This is a genomic window from Rhizobium mongolense USDA 1844, from assembly GCF_000419765.1.
Taxonomy (GTDB): Bacteria; Pseudomonadota; Alphaproteobacteria; order Rhizobiales; family Rhizobiaceae; genus Rhizobium; species Rhizobium mongolense.
The window spans coordinates 215,522-232,268 of sequence record NZ_ATTQ01000005.1; the positions used below are offsets into that span (position 1 = coordinate 215,522).

At 59.5% G+C, this 16,747-nt stretch carries 16 protein-coding genes and 1 pseudogene; 4 read left to right on the top strand and 13 right to left on the bottom strand.

Annotated features, from left to right (window positions below; translation table 11 throughout):
- Positions 1–17: 17 nt before the first annotated feature.
- From A3C3_RS0111215 to A3C3_RS0111230, 4 genes and pseudogenes are all read right to left on the bottom strand, one after another.
- Complete coding sequence (locus tag A3C3_RS0111215; RefSeq protein ID WP_022714699.1) at positions 18–2,384, bottom strand: LPS-assembly protein LptD; 2,367 nt, start codon at positions 2,382–2,384, stop codon at positions 18–20.
- Positions 2,384–3,472, bottom strand: coding sequence for an LPS export ABC transporter permease LptG (gene lptG / locus A3C3_RS0111220; protein ID WP_022714700.1), 1,089 nt, complete (start codon positions 3,470–3,472; stop codon positions 2,384–2,386). Before lptG ends, A3C3_RS0111215 begins: the two co-directional genes overlap by 1 nt.
- Positions 3,469–4,647 carry an LptF/LptG family permease gene (locus A3C3_RS0111225; RefSeq protein WP_022714701.1) on the bottom strand — a complete coding sequence of 393 codons (1,179 nt, stop codon included), beginning with the start codon at positions 4,645–4,647 and terminating at the stop codon, positions 3,469–3,471. The genes lptG and A3C3_RS0111225 overlap by 4 nt, the downstream gene beginning before the upstream one ends.
- A gap of 98 nt (positions 4,648–4,745) precedes the next feature.
- Positions 4,746–5,520: pseudogene (locus tag A3C3_RS0111230) on the bottom strand (phosphatase PAP2 family protein).
- A 164-nt stretch (positions 5,521–5,684) separates the two neighbouring features.
- On the opposite strand from A3C3_RS0111230, the gene A3C3_RS0111235 reads away from it, so the two are divergent.
- On the top strand, positions 5,685–7,175 hold the full coding sequence (locus A3C3_RS0111235) for a leucyl aminopeptidase (RefSeq protein WP_022714703.1): 1,491 nt from the start codon (positions 5,685–5,687) through the stop codon (positions 7,173–7,175).
- 8 nt (positions 7,176–7,183) lie between these two features.
- Positions 7,184–7,633: a DNA polymerase III subunit chi gene (locus tag A3C3_RS0111240; protein ID WP_022714704.1), complete on the top strand. Its 450-nt coding sequence runs from the start codon at positions 7,184–7,186 to the stop codon at positions 7,631–7,633.
- A gap of 9 nt (positions 7,634–7,642) precedes the next feature.
- Here A3C3_RS0111240 and A3C3_RS0111245 read toward each other — a convergent pair whose 3' ends face one another.
- From A3C3_RS0111245 to A3C3_RS0111260, 4 genes are all read right to left on the bottom strand, one after another.
- Positions 7,643–8,194: a GrpB family protein gene (locus A3C3_RS0111245; protein ID WP_022714705.1), complete on the bottom strand. Its 552-nt coding sequence runs from the start codon at positions 8,192–8,194 to the stop codon at positions 7,643–7,645.
- An 84-nt stretch (positions 8,195–8,278) separates the two neighbouring features.
- Positions 8,279–9,205 (bottom strand): Gfo/Idh/MocA family protein, encoded by a 927-nt coding sequence (locus A3C3_RS0111250; protein WP_022714706.1) that lies wholly within the window; start codon positions 9,203–9,205, stop codon positions 8,279–8,281.
- 117 nt (positions 9,206–9,322) lie between these two features.
- Positions 9,323–11,206 (bottom strand): ABC-F family ATP-binding cassette domain-containing protein, encoded by a 1,884-nt coding sequence (locus tag A3C3_RS0111255; RefSeq protein ID WP_022714707.1) that lies wholly within the window; start codon positions 11,204–11,206, stop codon positions 9,323–9,325.
- Between the two features lie 49 nt (positions 11,207–11,255).
- Positions 11,256–12,296, bottom strand: coding sequence for a GGDEF domain-containing protein (locus A3C3_RS0111260; RefSeq protein WP_022714708.1), 1,041 nt, complete (start codon positions 12,294–12,296; stop codon positions 11,256–11,258).
- Between the two features lie 347 nt (positions 12,297–12,643).
- On the opposite strand from A3C3_RS0111260, the gene ndk reads away from it, so the two are divergent.
- On the top strand, positions 12,644–13,066 hold the full coding sequence (gene ndk / locus A3C3_RS0111265; RefSeq protein ID WP_022714709.1) for a nucleoside-diphosphate kinase: 423 nt from the start codon (positions 12,644–12,646) through the stop codon (positions 13,064–13,066).
- A 73-nt stretch (positions 13,067–13,139) separates the two neighbouring features.
- On the opposite strand, the gene A3C3_RS0111270 is transcribed toward ndk, so the two are convergent.
- Both A3C3_RS0111270 and A3C3_RS0111275 read right to left on the bottom strand, forming a co-directional pair.
- Positions 13,140–13,646, bottom strand: a complete 507-nt coding sequence (locus A3C3_RS0111270) for a hypothetical protein (protein ID WP_022714710.1) — start codon at positions 13,644–13,646, stop codon at positions 13,140–13,142.
- Complete coding sequence (locus tag A3C3_RS0111275) at positions 13,643–14,188, bottom strand: CGNR zinc finger domain-containing protein (protein WP_022714711.1); 546 nt, start codon at positions 14,186–14,188, stop codon at positions 13,643–13,645. The genes A3C3_RS0111270 and A3C3_RS0111275 overlap by 4 nt, the downstream gene beginning before the upstream one ends.
- Positions 14,189–14,254: 66 nt before the next feature.
- Here A3C3_RS0111275 and A3C3_RS0111280 point away from each other — a divergent pair, with 66 nt between their 5' ends.
- Entirely contained in the window at positions 14,255–15,151 is an 897-nt protein-coding gene (locus A3C3_RS0111280; protein WP_022714712.1) for a branched-chain amino acid ABC transporter permease, read from the top strand.
- Here the strand turns inward: A3C3_RS0111280 and A3C3_RS0111285 are convergent, their stop codons facing one another.
- From A3C3_RS0111285 to pgsA, 3 genes are all read right to left on the bottom strand, one after another.
- On the bottom strand, positions 15,152–15,613 hold the full coding sequence (locus A3C3_RS0111285) for a molybdenum cofactor biosynthesis protein MoaE (RefSeq protein ID WP_022714713.1): 462 nt from the start codon (positions 15,611–15,613) through the stop codon (positions 15,152–15,154).
- A 262-nt stretch (positions 15,614–15,875) separates the two neighbouring features.
- Positions 15,876–16,130, bottom strand: coding sequence for a molybdopterin converting factor subunit 1 (moaD, locus tag A3C3_RS0111295; RefSeq protein ID WP_022714715.1), 255 nt, complete (start codon positions 16,128–16,130; stop codon positions 15,876–15,878).
- A complete protein-coding gene (gene pgsA / locus A3C3_RS0111300; protein WP_022714716.1) occupies positions 16,127–16,717 on the bottom strand; it encodes a CDP-diacylglycerol--glycerol-3-phosphate 3-phosphatidyltransferase in 591 nt (196 codons plus the stop codon). The genes moaD and pgsA overlap by 4 nt, the downstream gene beginning before the upstream one ends.
- Positions 16,718–16,747 lie beyond the last annotated feature (30 nt).

A 16,747-nucleotide genomic window follows, 5' to 3' on the forward strand; every position in this document is an offset into this window, starting at 1 on the left:
GCCGTCCAATATCGCAATCAATTATTGTAGATATTCTTTTCGATATCGTCAGAATATCCGACGTTGACATCGCCGAGCGTGCGGAACGTAAGTCTGGCGCCAATGCTCCAGTCGCTTGCCGACTCGTCGCTTGTATCGCGTTTTGAAGTATAGGCGATCGTGAAGATCGTGCATTCGTCTTCATAGGAGAGCCCGAGCGTCTTCCTGCTGATGACATCGTTGTTGAGATCCCACGCAATGCCGCCGAAGACGGACCAGTAGTCCCTGAACTTGACCGTTGCCTTGGTCTGGATTTCATCACCGCCTTCGGCGGACCCGTAATCCGGCTGAGGCGAAATATGGGTGTAAAGAAGCTGGCTCTGGAATGTATCGGTCTGGAATCCGGCGGTCAGATCGCCGCGGCGAAAAGAGAGATCCTTCTCGTCCAGACGGTACGAGGCGGCGAGGGAAAGGCCTTGCGGCGTCTCGATGCCGCCCAGCCCGACATAGTCGGAACGGTCGGTCTCAAGACCCGAATTCGCTCCCGCATTCACGAGATCGTCTGTGGCGAACGAGTTCTGGCCGGCAAGATGATAGGACTGGCCGAAAATGCCGTGAAGTTTGTAGCCGTTGTCGAAGGTGCCGGTATACTGGAAGCCGATATTGGCACGCGTGCCGCCCTCGATGCGATCGTAACCCGAGTACTTGTCGCGCTCGAAAAGCGAGGTCGCGTCGAAGACGAAGCTCTGCGCGTCCTCGTTGGGCAGGGCGCCCGCCAGAGACTCATCGGGACGGGCGTAGATTTGGGCAATCGGCTCGAAGACATGCGTGCTGTTTGCCGTCGTCATCAAAATCGGATAGCGCGCTTCCAGGCCGGCGGTGATCATCCCGCGCGTTGCGCCATCACCGTTTTCGAAGTCGCCGTCGTATACGGACGTCGCGCTGATGGAGTTGGGATCGTCCACATTTAGCGCCAGTGCATCGCCGCGCGCGGCGAGGAGAGGCGTGATGAGTACGCCCTGCGGCGTCACGAAAGTTCGCTTCCACTCGAGTTCCCCGGTCAGACGCGATGTCTGCCCCTTCAGTGAGAAGCGATCATCACCTACCGGATTGTCGAAGAAACTGTCATGCGTGCGCGAAATATTCGTGAAGTTGACGTCGAGTGACAGTTCGCCGCCGGCCAGCGGCTGCGGAGCCACGGCATGATAGTCTATCACGGGATAGACGATCGCCTGCTGCTTTTCTTCCTCGCTATCCGGATCGGAGTCCTGAACGTCGAAGTAGAACGATCTGATGTCGAAGTAATTCCGCTTCCCGAGGCCGGTCAAGTAGACTTGGTTGACATGCGTTGTCTCGTTGAACCCTCTGAGTTCGTAGGTACGCGAGAAGTTATTATCGCTCTGCACCATGACATCCCAGCCGAATGCCCAGCGGGGATTGATCTTGAACTCTGCCTTGGATCCGATCATTCCGCGGTCATCGGCCTCTTGGTCGCTTGTTCCTTCGGTGAAGCTCTCCGGTTGCATCTGGTTGATGCCCGCTACGCGCAGGGTATGCGTGCCGTTCTCGAAACGCTGCCGGAACTCCGCGTCGAGCAGGAAGCCCTGATTCGTGTAGCCGGTGCCGCTGACCGTCAGGTCCATGCTTGGCGAGAAGACATAGTAGTAGGGAACGGTAACGCCGAAGCCGAGGTTCTCCGACGTACTGAAACTCGGAAACAGGAAGCCGGACTTCCGCTTGACCGTCTGGTCCGGGACCTCGATCCAGGGGAGGAAGGCGATCGGATGGCCGAGCAACTCGAAGCGTGCCTTCTCCAGCCGGATCGTATGTTTTTCACCGTTCTGAATGACGCGCTCGGCCTTGACTTGCCAGAAAGGCGGTCGTTCCGGCCGTTCGGCGCAGGGAAGGCATGCGGTGTAGACGCCCTTGTTGAGGATCATCAGGTTGTCGTTGACGCGCTCGCCGCTTTCGGCCGCGATGCGTGTGTTGTCCGTGGTCTCGATACGCAACGCATTGACGAAGCCTTCGGCGAAGTCGTCGGTCACATCGAGCTTGTCGGAATACATGCGGTTGCCGTCGGGGCTGATCAGCTCGATATTGCCGACCGCCATCATGCGGCCCGTCTTCTGGTTGTATTCCACGCGCTGGGCCACCATTCTGTAGCCCGCATAGTTGATCTGGACGCCCCCGACTGCGGAGACGATCTGCTGGTCCCTGTTGTAGACGAGCTCGTTGGCCGAAAGCATCATTTTCGAGTCAGGATCGATCTTCGGCTGCAGCTTCTGCAACGTCGAATTCTCCTGCGCGAACACAGCAGGAATGCTTCCAGAATAGCCAAGCAGAGTCGCCCCTGCGAGCAGGGCAACCAACTGTTTACTAAAAGTCTTGCGGTCGCCTGCCGCCACTAGCCGTCCTCCTGATGAAGCAGAATCGTTGCGCCCAGAGCCAGCGCGACGACGACCGGAATCCACGCCGCCACGAAAGGCGGCACGACTCCGCTGCTTCCAAATGCTTTTACAAGCACGTTGACGACATAAAGCACGAAGCCCGAAAGGATTCCACCTAGAATCACCGACCTCGACTGGTTGAACCGGCTAAATTTTAAAGACACTGTTGCAGCAATGAGAGTCATCGCGACAAGCAGCAGTGGTTGAGACAGCAATGAGTGAAATTGCGTTTCCAGCGCCTTCGTCGGAACACCGAAGGATTTTGCAATTGCTATTCGATTGGAAAGATCAAAAAAAGCAATGGTTTCAGGAGATGTCAGGCGCTCCTGGACGAAGTCTTGTTTCAAATTGGTGCGAAGCTGGACCGTATCCTTGCGGACCGCGATTTCGCCTGGCCGGCGCTCGGTAACGTTCTTAAGGAGCCAGTAACCATCTTCCAATTTTGCGGAAGCTGCATCCTGGCGCAGAATCACGCGGCCGTTCGAATCGAAGTGGATCAAAACGGCATCGATAAGCAGCGTTCCGTTCTCCTGAATCGTACGAGCGCCGATGATGACGTCGTCCTTTCCGCTGATCTGGCGCAGCCAGGGAACCTGCGGTTTACTGCTTGTGGCCTTCTCCTGGCCGCGCCAATCGGTCTCCACCAGTGCGGCCTGACGCTGGCCCCAGGCCGCGAGCGGATTGATGACCGCCATCGTCAGGATGCCGAGCAGGAAGGCACCGGCGATGAAGGGCGACATGAACTGCCATACCGAGATGCCGGCTGCGCGCGCCACCACGAGTTCATACCTGCGGTTCAACCCGATCAGCACCGTCATTCCGACAAAGAGGGCAATGAACGGAACGGTCTGCTGGATGATGAGCGGCAGTCGGACGGCCGTCATCAACAGGCCACCGGCAACGGTATAGCCCGGAAGCCCGGACATTCGGCCTGCCGTCTCGCTGAAATCGATAAGAAAGACAATCGAGATGATTCCAAGGAAGAACCAGATCGTTATCGCAAGATAGCGGCGGAAGAAATAGCGTCCCAAGGTGCCGAAGATCATGCGCTGCCTCCGGGCGTCTTTCCGAGCGCAGAAGGCAGTCGCCGCTCGATCCCGTGCCAGATGCCGGCGGCACGTTCGCCCACGGCGGCCGGAATCGAAAGGCGCTTGTGCATGTTGAGGAAGCCGCTCGCCGCGACGCCGGCCACGACCGGAATCCCATAGAGCACGCCGATGTAAAACGGATTGGTGTCGATCTGGTTCGCGGCGTAGAACGACGCCCAGCGCAGCGCAAAGGAAATGGTCAAAGCCGTGACCATCGGGTGCAGGCGCGCCTCGCGATGCGAACGCGCGTCACCGGCGATCGCCAGTGAAATCAGCGCCAAAACGAAAGGCAGAACCCAGTCCGTCAGCCGTCTGTGAAGTTCGGCGCGGTATGATTGCGGCCTGGCGATGTAATCCTTGTCGGCCGGATCCGGATTGAGCAGGAAGCCCAGGTCGCGGTCGCTGGCGCGGAGCGTCGCCTGTCCGCGGTTCTGCGTCAGATCGGAGAGATCGAAAGAATAGGAGTCGAATTTGATAATCGAGACGTTGCCGTCACGGGCTTTGCGCTGAACCTCGCCGTCGCGCATGATGAGCGATGTTCCCGTATCGTCGACGGCGCCCTCGCGCGCATAATAGATCATGTCGAAGGCAGGATCGCGCTCGTCAACGACGAACAGGCCCCTCAGCACGCGACCGGCCAGCCGCTCCGAAATCTGCACATAGAGACCCTCATCGATCCTGCGGAAGTTCTTTTCTTCGATGACGGTGGATAGAAGATCGGCATAGGCCGCCGCAATCATCTGGCGCGCACCGGTCTTTGCCTTCGGCTCGACGACATTGTCGACGAAGAAGGAGAACGCGCTGATGACAGCCGCAAGCAGCAGGATCGGCCGAATGATGATGTTTCGCTTGGCTCCGGCCGCATCGATAACGGTCAGCTCCGAATCGTTGTTCATCGTTGTCAGCGTCTGCGTGACGCCGATCACAAGGGCGAAGGGCAAGACGACAGGAATGATCGACGGCAGGATCAGCGTCGCAAGCTTGGCGAACGAGCCGATCGACTGACCGCTATCGGTGACCAGGTTGATGCGCTGCAGGACCTGGGTCGTCCATATGATCGCGAGCACCGGCAGCAGCGCTACGAGAAACATCTGGCCGACGCGCCGCAATATGTAGATTTCAAGTAGTTTCATGCCTGCCCTTGAACGCACGTGCGAAGCGGAAGCATCGCAGCAGGAACCATCTAAGCTCTTTGCTGCGCTTTTGCGACAAGCAGGTGTCAAAATTTCATTCAAAATTCAGAATTTTTTGGTCGGTGTGATGAATTCGGTAAACGCATAGACGCCAGCAAAAACGACAATCGCCAATAGCCAGCCGAGTACGATATCGGAAAGGTAGTGCGCGCCGAAGGAAAGCCGCATCAGCGGCGTGAGGAAAGAGATCGCCAGAATCGGCAGGAATAGTCCGGTTCGTGCCGGCTGCGGTATCAGCATGACGAGACAGAGCAGCCAGCCGGCGCTTGCCGCCTCGCCGGAGACAAACGAGCAGTTCGAAATGCACTTTCCGGCAATCGATCCCGCCTGAACGAAATCGAGGGTACCGCCGAAATTGAGGGTCTCGATCGGCCGCGGCCGGCCCCAATGCTCCTTGAGGATGACGTTCGCGATGAGGCCGGGTCCGAGCAGCAACGATGCCAGAGCGATCTTGAGATTTCGGGCCCGAAGCGCGTTGAACGTTGCACCGTAATGCCAGTAGCACGCGATCAGCATGGCGAGTTGAACGGCCGCCACAACATACGGCAGCCTAAAGAAAATCGTTCTGAGCGTATCCAGAAAGGCTGTCTGACGGGAGGGGAAGCGTCCGCAAATCTGTGCCGCTGCGTCCGAGGCTTTGCAAGTATCGACGAGAAAGAAATGCCACGACGCTACGATGTCGACCTGCGGGAAGGTATGGAATATCAGAAGCAGCGCCCACCACAGGCAGAAGAGGCCGATGAAAGTACCGCCCGCGCTGAGCGGAAAGCGAACTTGGGAGCCGGATAATTTGTCTGCAAGACTAGCGGTCACGTCAGGGCATTCTTCTCGTGGTTTTCGGCGCATTTCAAGGACAGCTGCTTTTTGACTCGGTATCGCGGATTTGTCCATGGCTTCCCGATCACGCCTTGTTTTCGGCGCTGAAACCCGAAATTATCACCGCCAGTTGGATTCTGTAGAATCCGAATGGAGAAAACATGGCAGCCAAATTCGATATCTCATTTTCAAAGTCGGCCAAGATCGGCGGCGGACTGACCATTCTGTTGAAGGCAAGCGACGCCGATTTGGCTGCGGGAGCTGAGATCGCCGACCCGGCCGATGTCATCGCCAGGGCCGCGAAAATTGCGAGATTCTCGGCAAAACCGGTGAGTACGCTTGATCTTGTCGCCCCCGAAGGCTCGCCGGCCGAACGCGTCATCGTGGTTGGTCTCGGCAAGGCCGAAGAACTAACGGCTCATGACTGGCTGAAGGCTGGCGGTACGGCTGCCTCGAAGATCAAGGGAGCCGAGAAGGCGACGGTCTTCATCGACGCGCCAGGCGTTGGCGTCGATGCCAGGGCCGGGGCCGATTTCGCGCTCGGCATGCTGCTGCGGGGTTACAGCTTCGACACCTACAAGACGAAGAAGCCCGATGACGAGGACAAGGCGAGCGGCAAGGCCAAGGTTACGATCATTACCGCCGATGCGGCTGGCGCAAGGAAGGCCTTTGCCGATGCCGAAACTGTCGCCGATGGCGTCAACCTGGCGCGCGATCTCGTGAACGAACCGCCGAACATACTTGGCCCCGTCGAGTTCGCCGCGAAGGCAAAGGAACTGGAAAAGCTCGGTGTCGAGGTCGAAATCCTGACGGAGCGCGAGATGAAGCGCCTCGGCATGGGGGCGCTGCTCGGCGTCGCCCAGGGTTCCGTCCGTCCGCCACGCCTTGCCATCATGCAGTGGAAGGGCGGAAAGGCCAAGGAGCGTCCCGTCGCCTTCATCGGCAAGGGCGTCGTCTTCGATACAGGCGGCATCTCGATCAAGCCGGCAGCGGGCATGGAAGACATGAAGGGCGATATGGGCGGTGCGGCGGCCGTTACCGGCCTCATGCATGTGCTTGCGGCGCGCAAGGCGGCCGTCAACGCGGTCGGCATCATCGGCCTTGTCGAGAACATGCCGGACGGCAATGCCCAACGCCCGGGTGATATCGTCACCTCGATGTCCGGCCAGACGATCGAGGTTATCAACACCGATGCCGAGGGCCGTCTCGTGCTCTGCGACGCGCTTTGGTACTGCAACGACCGCTTCAAGCCGCAGTTCATGGTCAACCTTGCAACGCTGACAGGCGCTGTCGTCGTTGCGCTCGGCAGCGTCTATGCCGGCTTGTTCTCGAACGACGACGCGCTTGCCGGCCAGTTGACGGAGGCCGGCTTCTCCACAAGCGAGAAGGTCTGGCGCATGCCGCTCGGCAAGGAGTACGACAAGATGATCGACAGCAAGTTCGCCGACATGAAAAACACCGGCGGCCGCTATGCAGGTTCGATCACTGCGGCGCATTTCCTCAAGCGCTTCGTGCAGGACACCCGCTGGGCGCACCTCGATATCGCGGGCACCGCGATGGGTTCGCCGCTGGATGAGATCAACCAGTCCTGGGGCTCCGGATTCGGCGTCCGCCTGCTGGATCGCCTGGTGCGCGACCACTACGAAGCCTGATCGCGCAAATGACGGAAGTCCTGTTCTATCATCTGACCGAATCCAAGCTGGAGGACGCGCTGCCGCCGCTCGTCGACAAGAGCGTCGGGCGCGGCTGGCGTGTCGCGATCCAGGTGAAGGAAACGGCTCGAAGGGATGCGCTCGACGCGCATCTGTGGACTTTCCGCGAAGACAGCTTTTTGCCGCACGGTACGGACGAGGCTGAATTCGCCGAAGACCAGCCCGTCCTGTTGACGGCATCGGCCGGAAACGCCAATGCTGCGACCGTGCGTTTCGTCGTCGACGGCGCCGACCCGCCGTCGGTGGACACCTATGAGCGCATTGTCTTCATGTTCGACGGATACGATCAGGACCAGCTCGAAGCCGCGCGGGCCCAGTGGAAGAGGCTGAAGAGTGAGGGGCACAGCCTCACCTATTGGCAGCAGACGCCAGAGGGACGCTGGGAGAAGAAGGCCTGACCGCCAAGGTCAGGCAAGACCGCCGTCCGTCACGACTTTGTCGATGAAAGCCTTTTTCGACGCGGTATAGGCGGCGCGATTTTGGGCATATTTCCGCGCAAGATCGATCTTCAGCTCTTCATAGGCTTGGACGAGGGTGGGATCGCTCCGAAGCCTATCGCGGAAAAGAATGTTCCGCTTCCAATTGTGACCCTGATGTTCGACGATATGGGCGAGGTGCGTGCGCGTCTCGCCCTTGATGCCGCGCCCGAAGATGTAGTCGTCGGGCACGATATCGGCTCCAGCATAATCGTAGCCGATCTGTTCCATCGGGCCGATACAGGTTGCCCCGTCTTCGAAACGTCTGACGCCGATCAGAATGTCGATGATTGGTTTTGCTTTGATCGCGGGGATGGCGGTGCTGCCGAAATGCTGGATGTCGAGCGCCAGAGATCCGAGCGCGCCTCGGATTCTAGCCTCTTCCAGCGCATAGGCTTCCGGCCATCTCGCGTCGGGAGCGGCGAGCGTGACGGTCAGATGCCGCACGCCCAACCCAAAAGATTCCTCTTGCTCCTGCGGCATGGTATTGGACGTCCTTGGCGAGGGTCGATCTTGCCACTCTAACATTTCAACGGTCGCACTGGCAGCCGGCCGACGATCCGTCGGTCAGTCGTGGAATGCTTCCACGAACTTCCGCTTGCCGAGCATGAAGGCGTCGGCAACGTGACGTAGCGGTGCGAGGTCGACATCCGACTTGCCTGCCTTGATGATCTCTGCGAAGCGCCGGTAGAGCGCCGGATATTCCTCTTCCGGAGCGGAGAATTTCAGCTCGCCGTTGACGGAAAGCTTCGATCCGCCTTCCGCAAGCTCCATCTTGCCGGCTGCCGTCTCGGCAATGATGTCCCAACTCTGTTTGCCGGTTTGGCGCCAGTCGAATTCGCCGTGAACCGGAATATCGTCGGCATTCTTGAAATGCATGTCGGCCGCAATCGGCGCGTCGCGGTTTTCCGGAAACTCCAGCGTGGCGCTCGTCAGGAAGATCGCCTTCGGCAGGATATGGGTGACGATTGACAGCGCATTGATACCCGGATCGAAAACGCCAAGCCCGCCCGCCTGCCAGATCCAGTCCTGATTCGGATGCCAGTGGCGCACGTCCTCCTTCCAGATGACGTGGACGCTTTCGATCTTCGTCGAGGCGAGGAAGGCCTTCGCGGCCTCGACCGCAGCCGCATAGCGCGAATGCCAGCTTGCAAAGAGCGAGACGCCTTTTTCGGCGGCCAGCGCTTCGAGGTCGGCGACCTCGCTCAGGGTCGCGCCCGGCGGCTTTTCGAGGAAGACGTGCTTGCCGGCAGAAAGCGCCTTATGGGCTGCCTCGTAGCGATATTGCGGCGGCATGCAAAGCGACACGGCATCGATCTCAGGCACGGCGTCGAGCATGGCCTCGATGCTTGTGAAGCTCTGGATACCGTCGACGGTGCCGTGGCGGCTTGCCGTCGCGATAAGCTTGAAATCCGGGTTCTTTGCGATCGAGGGGAGGTGCTGGTCGCGGACGATCTTGCCGACGCCGACGATGGCGAGGTTGATGGGTGACATGGCTGAAGCTCGCGTTCGGTGTTTCGCTCAAAAGTATGATTTATTGGGCGGTGTTTTATCAGAATGTTACCGCCGGGCAAGCGGCCTTGTCACGTGCAGATCGACAAGGCGCGACACCTAGCCTGCCATGGCGTCCTCATATTCGGCCGAAAGCTCCAGCCACTGTTCTTCGGCGGCTGCGAGCTTTGCGGCTGCCTCGCCACGCTGCTTGGCTTTCTCGCTTGCCCTTGTCGGCGCCTTTTCGTAGAGCGTCGGATCGGCAAGCTGCGCATCGAGCTCCTGAATCTGTTTCTCCAGCTTCGCCGTCAAAGATTCGATTTCGTTGATCTTTTTCCTGAGCGGCGCGAGCGAGGCGCGCTTGCCGGCATTCGCCTTGCGCTGATCCGCCTTGGAGGAGGGCTCTTCGCTCAGATCAGGCCTTTCGTCTTTTTTTTTGCCCGAAGAGACGACGAGGTTGCGGTATTCCTCCATATCGCCCTCGAAATTCGAAACCGTGCCGTTGTTGACCAGCCAGAGACGGTCGACCGTCGCCTCGATGAGATGGCGGTCGTGCGAGATGAGGATGACGGCGCCATCGTAGTCGTTAAGCGCTTCTATCAAAGCGCGGCGGCTGTCGATGTCCAGGTGGTTGGTCGGCTCGTCGAGAATGAGAAGGTTCGGCGCGTGGAATGCGGCAAGCCCCATCAGCAGGCGGGCCTTCTCGCCGCCAGAAAGATCCTTGGCGGCGGTCGACATCTTTTCCGTCGAAAGCCCCATCTGCGCCACGCGGGCGCGGACCTTGGCCTCGGGCGCTGCGGGCATCAGACGGCGCACATGCTCCACCGGCGACTCGTTGGGGACGAGATCGTCGAGTTGGTGCTGGGCGAAAAAGCCGATCTTCAGGCTCGGTGCGAGTTTGATGTCGCCGCTTTCGGCTGAAAGCCGGCCGGCGATGAATTTCGCGAAGGTCGACTTGCCGTTGCCGTTGGAGCCGAGCAGCGCGATGCGGTCGTCGTTGTCGATACGAAGGCTGATGTTCTTGAGGATCGGCTTGCCCGGTTCGTAACCGACGGCGCCGCTCTGAATGGCGACGATCGGCGATGCGGGCTGCTTTTCCGGTTCCGGGAATGTGATCGGCTGCACATGATTTTCGATCACCGCGGCGACCGTGCCCATGCGTTCCAGCGCCTTGACGCGGCTTTGCGCCTGGCGCGCCTTGGACGCCTTTGCCTTGAAGCGGTCGATAAAACTCTGCAGATGTTTGCGCGCGGCCTCGTTCTTGGCCTTCGCTTTAGTCTGCAACTCGTCGGCTTCCGCCTTCTGCCGCTCGAACTGGTCGTAGCCGCCCCGGTAGAAGGTCAGCTTTTTCTGATCGAGATGGATGATCGAATTGACGGCATTGTTCAGAAGGTCGCGGTCATGGCTGATGATGATGACCGTGTGTGGATAGCGCCGCACATAGTCTTCCAGCCAGAGCGTACCTTCGAGGTCGAGATAGTTCGTCGGCTCGTCGAGAAGCAGCAGATCGGGTTCGGCAAAGAGCACTGAGGCAAGGGCCACGCGCATGCGCCAGCCGCCGGAGAAGGCCGAGGCCGGGCGCTGCTGGGCATCCTGGTCGAAGCCGAGGCCGGCAAGAATGCTTGCCGCACGCGCCTCTGCCGAATGCGCATCGATATCGACAAGGCGCATCTGGATTTCGGCAATCCGGTGCGCATCGGTCGCGGTCTCGGATTCGGCAAGCAGCGCCGCGCGCTCCTTGTCGGCGGAAAGCACGATCTTGATCAGCGAATCTTCCGTCCCCGGCGCTTCCTGCGCCACCTGACCGATGCGGGCGTTCTTCGGTATGGAAACTAAGCCCGTTTCTGCGCCGAGATCGCCGGTGATGATCCTGAAGAGCGTAGATTTGCCCGCGCCGTTCCGCCCCACAAGGCCAGCCTTCGTGCCCGCCGGAAGCGTCACGCTGGCATTGTCGAGGAGAAGGCGCCCGGCGATGCGGGCAGAAATGTCGGTAATCGTGATCATGCGCGGCGTTTTGGCCGAAAGCCGCGATCAAGGCAAGACCATGCCGATGCTAGCGGCCGAAAGCTTGCACCGGTTGGCGGCGGTTGGACTGGGCTGCAAGAAGTGCTGCGCGGGCATTGGCTTGTAGTTGCGCGGCTGTTGCCGCATCGCAACTCAGCGCGATGCCGAGCGAAATCGTGAGCCTGCCAGGATCGCCCTTGTCGGAGGTTGCGAAGACCATGTTGTCTTCCACCGAATTGCGCAGCCGTTCGGCGATTGCCAGCGCGTCGCGCATCCCGACATTGGCAAACAGGAAGCCGAACTCGTCGCCTTCTGTCCGCGCGACGAGATCATTCTTCTTGATGGACTTGCGGAAGAGGCCGGCGAGCTTCTTTATGAGTTTGTTGCTTCCTTGCACGCCGTATTTTTCGTTCAGCTGCTTGAAATCGTCGATATCGACCATGATCAGCGCACTGCTGGCCGCTCCTGCCTCGCGCTCATAAAGTTCGCCGATCGCCTTGGTCAGCGCGATGCGGTTCGGCAGGCCCGTCAGCGCATCGGTCACCGATGCCGATTGCACGGCGGATATCCCGCGTTCCAGCGTCTCGATCCGTTTGACATCGGCAAGCAGCTTGGCTTCGAGCTCCGTTTCGGCCAAAAGCACGCTCGCGAGCGATTCCGCGAGAAATTCCATCTCGCTCAAGAATGATGCAAGACCTTGGTCGCCATTGCCGGAGATCGATTTCACAAAGGCCTCCGCGGCGCGCGAAAAGGCACGTTTCTGCCTGATGCCTTCGGACAGCCGTTCCGCGGCTTCGCGCAGGAGTTTCCCCGCCTCGCCGCCGGAGGCTTCCGCGGCAATCCCACAATGGCTGACCAAGCGATGTTGCAGCCCGAGTGCGTCGAGCTTCGCTTGCTGAGGATGGGGCCCGAGCCCGGCGATGTCGCTGGCAAGCGCCGCATTATGACCAGCGACCGCTTCGTGGAACAGTTCGTAGTTCCGCGGTAGGCCGGGAATGCTCAGCCGCGCCATGTGCTGCGCGATCTTCTGGGCTTCGGTTAAAGCGGGCGCGCTCGTGTGCCGCATTGCATTTCTAGTTGCAGTCTGCATGACGGTCCCTCGCTGTGTCAGCTCTATCCAGCTGCGGCTTGAGCTAGGCTATGCCGTCAATACTATAAAATGTATTGAAATTTCAGCGCCTCTGCCTCGTTTATCATGGAACGCTCAAATTCGGTTAATGCAACCTTGAATCGTCGTAACTTGAAACGATTGCGCCCAGAAATTTCCTGATTTGATCGCGGCCCGCATCTGAGTTGGTTCGAGCGCTGCCTTGATCTGCATGAAGGCAGGGGCCGCACTATGACAGCGGCGTGAAATTGCCGCGTCCCCCTTGTTTTCGGGGCTAGGGGCGGGTAAAGACCGCCCACTTTTCCCGCTAAACCAGAGGATTTGACCCAATGGCGATTGAACGCACCTTTTCGATGATCAAGCCGGACGCAACGAAGCGCAACCTCACGGGCGCTATCACCAAGATGCTGGAAGATGCCGGCCTGCGCGTCGTTGCTTCCAAGCGCGTCTGGATGAGCAAGCGTGAAGCTGAAGGCTTCTACGCCGTTCACAAGGAGCGTCCGTTCTTCGGCGAACTCGTCGACACCATGACCTCCGGCCCGACCGTCGTTCAGGTTCTCGAAGGCGAAAACGCAATCCTCAAGAACCGCGAAATCATGGGTGCGACGAACCCGGCAAACGCTGACGAAGGCACGATCCGCAAGGTGCACGCCCTTTCGATCGGCGAAAACTCCGTTCACGGCTCCGACGCTCCGGAAACGGCTGCGCAGGAAATCAAATACTGGTTCTCCGACACCGAAATCGTCGGCTGAATCGGAATTTCAGCCGGGAGGCTGAAGCCTTTGAAATGACTCTGAAAGCCGAGGCTTCGCTCCGGCTTTTTCGTTATGCGGCAGGGCATTTGTCTGTATTGCTAAAGTCCGTCGTTCCGTCCGGCTTGAAGACATCCGGGTTCTGCGTATAGAGCGGCCCAACGACGAGCGGCTTGCTCGGCAGGATCGATTGATCGACGTCCGAGACCAGTTGTGTCTTCAACTCCTGCAGCGTTGCGCCCTCGGCATCGACGAGACGGATTTTCACGGAATAAGGTCTATCCTTGCGGATGCAGTGTACTTTTGGGCTCTGCAGGGTGATCTTGTCCCAGGCCGGATAGATCTTCTCGGTGAGCACGATTGGGTCGCCGCCGGCCGGGTTCTCGAATTCCGCGATCGCCACTGCGCCATCCGGAATGGCTGCGGTCTTCTTCAACGTGACGAGGTAGGTCGCGCTTGCGACGCGATAGTTGAACACGAAAATATGGCCGCTCACTTCGACCAACTTCTCCATCTCGCGCTGGCAGCCGGCGAGCAGCGCGGCGCTCAGCGCCAGCGCGATGATAACCTTGATCTTCATATCGCGTCCCCTTTCTTCCGGCGGTAGTGCCGGCTTGCCTTGGCGCGGTTGCCGCAGACCCCCATGTCGCACCAGGCACGGCTTTTATTCTTGCTGCGGTCTACGAACAGCCAGCCGCAATTGCGGCATATCTTCAAGCGCTCCGGATCAGGCATCGCGATCAGGCGAAGCACCGAATGCGCGGTCGCGGCGTCGAGCCCATTGGGCTTGGCATTGCTAAGGGTTCCGGCAAGTTTCCCAAGCAGGTCCGCGAGGAGTAGATCGTCATTGCCTGTCAAAACCCGTTGCCGGAAATAGCGGTCCGTCGCCTCGCGCAGCGCGATGAAGTTCGACTTGTCTTCTGGCGCCACCGGCAAAACGTCCCTGAAAAGGGCACGCTCGGCGCAGAATTCCGCCGCCGCGTGCGGAAAGCTCGTGAACTGTTCATCCGCCGCAAAGCGGTCGATGCTGCGCGCTATATCATGACGCAGAATGACGCTGTTGGCGACATCCAGCGCCAGCGCGCCACCAGAAAAACGATGTGCGGTCCAGGCAAAGTTCATAGAGAAAATATAACTGGTAAAATAGGGTTTGCCAGTTATTATTTGCAGAGGATCCGGAGTTTCCTGATGGGTTATCTTTTGCAGCAGCTGGCAAACGCGGTGCCGTTGGCAGCGCTCTACGCGGCGCTTGCCTTTGGCTATGCGCTTGCCTTCGGCGTCACCAAGCGCGCCGATATCACCTATGGTGCGGTCTTCGCTTTCGCGGGACAGATGCTGCTGCTGTTCACCGATTTCGCCTATAACCGCCTCTGGCTGGTCCTGCCCGCATCGCTGGCGATCGGCGCCGTCATGTCTTTCACCTATTCGCTCGGCGCCGGCTTCTGGATCGGCCGCTCCGTCATGCAGCCGCTCGTGCGACGCTCACCGAACACGGTCATCGTCGCAGCCCTCGGCGTGACCATCCTGCTCATGGAGACGGCGCGGTTGGCCTCCGATACAAGGGAGCTCTGGCTCTCGCCCTTCCTCAACCGCACCGTCGTTTTCTGGAGCGACGCATCCTTCAAGGTGACGCTGACTTATATCCAGCTTATCAATACCGGGCTCATGTGTGCGCTGATCGGGGTCGGCGGCCTGGTGCTCCGACGCAGCGCCTGGGGTCGCGTCTGGCGCGCAGTGACGGACGATCCGCTCGCCGCTGAACTCTGCGGCGTCAGCGCAATCCGCGTGTTCCTCGCTGCCTATGTGGCCGCCGTCTTCATCGCCACCTGCTGCGGCATCCTAACGACCTTCTATTACGGTTCAATGGATTTCGGTGCGGGGCTGCTCTTCGGCCTCAAGGTGCTGATGATCGCCGCTGCCGGCGGCTATTCCGATCCGCTGAAATCCGCAGGCGGTGCAGCAGGGATCGGTTTTGCCGAAACCCTCTGGACCGCCTACGGCCCGTTCCTCTGGCGGGATTTCGTCATCTTCTCGCTGCTCGTCTTCCTGCTGGTGCTGAGCCGGCGCGAGCGCGCCATTCCGTGACTACTTCCACTTATCGCGCGCAGCGTCGTCTGCGTCCTTGGCAGAGACCCAATCGCCTGCCGAGCCATCCGTGCCATGTTCCTTCTTCCAGAAGGGCGCGGAGGTCTTCAGATAATCCATGACGAAGTTCGCGCCGTCGAATGCCGCCTGCCTGTGCGGCGCGGCGGCAATCACCAGGACGATATTTTCCCTTGCTGCGATTTTTCCGAAGCGGTGGATGGCGGTGAGCCCAAGCAGGCCGAAACGCTCGATCGCCAACTCGGCGATGCGCGTCATCTCCGCCTCCGCCATGCCCGGATAATGTTCCAGTTCCAGCGCTGCCAATATGCCGCCTTCGTCGCGGCAGAGGCCGGAGAATGTCACGATCGCTCCAATGCCGGGCGCCGCCTTTTTCAGCCGGTCGACTTCAGTCTGCAGGTCGAAATCTTCGCGCTGGACGCGGATGGTGGGGGCTGGGCTCACGATATGCTTCCCCTTTGCTGATGTGCAATGACCTCAAAACGCATTCCCTCATCGCTGTGCTTTTCACAGGGAGCCGGTGCGCCCGACGCCTTGGCCGCGAAAGAAGTTCTTGCAAGAGAAAGAGAGTCATTCACGGCGTAGACGCGCCGTGGCTCGATTCCGGTGACAAGCACAGGAATGACGGACAAGCGCGGGGCAGCCGTCTCTATAGGCAGTGTTTCCATTCGTCTTCTCGGAAACGCGAGCGTGCGTCCGTCATCCGTCACCCGCCCGTCATCGGCGGAAAAATCCCGATTTCCCGGGCATTGCCGATCGGTTCGTCGTGTTCGGCGTGTTCCTGATCGAGCGCAACGCGGATGACGTTTTCGTATTGGAGCGCCGTCTCGTATTCCTCGCCCAGGGTCTTCAAGTGACCGAGAAGATCGGCAACGGTGACGACGGAGGCGGGAAGGGCGATGTCTTCCTCGCTCTTGCCGATCCGTTCCCGCACCCAGGCAAAATAGACGAGACGCGTCATTCTTCGTCATCCACGATATGCTTCAAGCCGGCGCGGAAATAGTCATAGCCGGTATATATGGTCAAAATGGCCGCGATCCAAAGCAGGCCGATGCCGATCTGCGTGGTATAGGGAAAAATCTCGTCGCCCGCGGGACCGGCAAGCAGGAACGCGATAGCCACCAGTTGCAGCGTCGTTTTCCATTTGGCGATCCGTGTGACGGGAACGCTGACTTTGAGGGCGGCGAGATATTCCCGCAGTCCCGAAACGAGGATTTCGCGGCAGAGGATGGTGATTGCCGCCCAGATCGACCAGCCGGCGATTGTCTGATCCGCGGCAACCAGAAGCAGGATCGAGGCGACCAGCAGCTTGTCGGCGATCGGGTCGAGCATGCGGCCGATATTCGAAGTCTGGTTCCAGATGCGCGCCAGATAGCCGTCCAAAAAATCGGTGAGAGAAGCGATGATGAATATCCAAAGGGCCACCCATCGCGCCGTGTTGCTGATCGCAAGTCGTCCCTCGACAAAGAAGCACAGGACGATCAGCGGTACCGCGAGAATGCGGCCGTAGGTCAGCAAATTGGGAATATTATACGCGCGCGATGCCATGAAACCGTTCTCTGAATTTATGTGCTTGTA